This window comes from Flavobacterium gelidilacus DSM 15343, assembly GCF_000422685.1.
In the GTDB taxonomy this organism is placed as follows: Bacteria; Bacteroidota; Bacteroidia; order Flavobacteriales; family Flavobacteriaceae; genus Flavobacterium; species Flavobacterium gelidilacus.
Genome location: NZ_AUGN01000047.1, coordinates 1 through 1,548, shown reverse-complemented (window position 1 = coordinate 1,548; position 1,548 = coordinate 1). Strand labels below are relative to the sequence as shown.

Here is a 1,548-nt window from a genome sequence, read left to right as displayed (position 1 = left end):
AAAAAAAAATCAAAAAACAGACAAAATGAAGAAACTATATTTTACAATATTTCTGTTAACAGTAATAGGAATAAATGATCTTTTGGCACAACAAGATCCGCATTATACGCAGTACATGTATAACATGAATGTTATAAATCCGGCCTATGCAGGAAGTAAAGAAAATCTATCGATAGGTTTATTATACAGAAAACAATGGGTTGATATTGAAGATGCTCCCACCACTTTTACCATGTCAGGACATAGTCCAGCAGGAAAGAATGTTGGTGTTGGATTATCGGTAATCTCAGATAAGATTGGACCCGTTACAGAACAAAATGCTTATGCTGATTTCTCATATACTTTAGGTTTAGGAGGCGAGCACAAATTAGCCTTTGGATTAAAAGCAGGAGCAACCTTTCATAGTGTAGATTTGTTTTCACAGATTAACAGCACATTACCCGATCCAAACGATGGTGCTTTTGCAGAAAATGCGAGTAACAGTTACCTTAACATAGGAACAGGATTGTTCTATTATACCAACAAGTATTACTTAGCTTTTTCGGTACCTAATATGTTAAAAGGAACCCATTTAGATTACAATGGAGTTGAATACGGAAACGATGTATCACACTACTTTTTAACAGGGGGATATGTATTTGACATTAACCAAAACGTGAAGTTCAAACCATTTTTCATGTTAAAGTCAGCTTTCAACGTATCACCATCGTTAGATTTATCAACAAACTTCTTGTTTAATGATAAGTTTGAAGTTGGAGCGACATACCGTTTAGAAGACAGTTTTGGAGCGATGGTTAATTATGCGATATCACCTAACGTAAAAGTAGGTTATGCATACGATCATATTATATCTGACTTAAAAGTAACAACACCATCCTCACATGAGATTATCTTGTTGTTTGATTTAAACTTCCCGAAAAAAGTTTCACGTTCACCGAGATATTTCTAATTTAAAAGCGACAACGACATGAAGAAAATATATATTACCTTAAGTTTTGTAATCGCTAGTGGAATACTAAGTGCACAAAACAAAGAAACAAAAACAGCCGATAAGCTGTACAAAAAGTTTGAGTATGTTGATGCAGCCAAGGAATACCAGAAACTGGTAGACAACGGTCAAGCAGATGCCTATGTTTACAAACAAATGGCAGAGAGCTACTACAATGTTTTTAACGCCAAAGAAGCAGCAAAAGCATACGGACAAGCTATCGCAGCCGAGAAACAAGATGCAGAAACGCATTACCGTTATTCGCAAATGCTAAAAGCATCAGGACAAACAGAAGCAGCAAATAAACAAATGCAAGAGTTTGCTTCTATGAAGCCAAATGATGATAGAGCAAAAGCGTTTAAATCAGATCCAAATTATTTACCAAAGTTAAAAGAACAAGCTAAGATGTATGATATAAAAGTATCAGATATTAGTAGTGATAAATCTGACTTTGGAGCTGTTTTAACCAATGACAACGAAGTTTATTTTACAAGTGCAAGAAACGAATCTAGAAAAACCTATGGTTGGAACGAAGAACCGTTTTTAGATTTATACAAAGC

The 1,548-nt window shown here is 34.8% G+C and carries 1 protein-coding gene and 1 pseudogene; both read left to right on the top strand.

Translation table 11 applies throughout. The features are described from left to right. Positions 1 to 25 precede the first annotated feature (25 nt). Positions 26 to 949 (top strand): PorP/SprF family type IX secretion system membrane protein, encoded by a 924-nt coding sequence (locus G507_RS0109675; RefSeq protein WP_026717284.1) that lies wholly within the window; start codon positions 26 to 28, stop codon positions 947 to 949. Positions 950 to 967: 18 nt separating this feature from the next. Beyond that, positions 968 to 1,548, top strand: a pseudogene (locus tag G507_RS16800) (OmpA family protein); the annotation flags it as partial.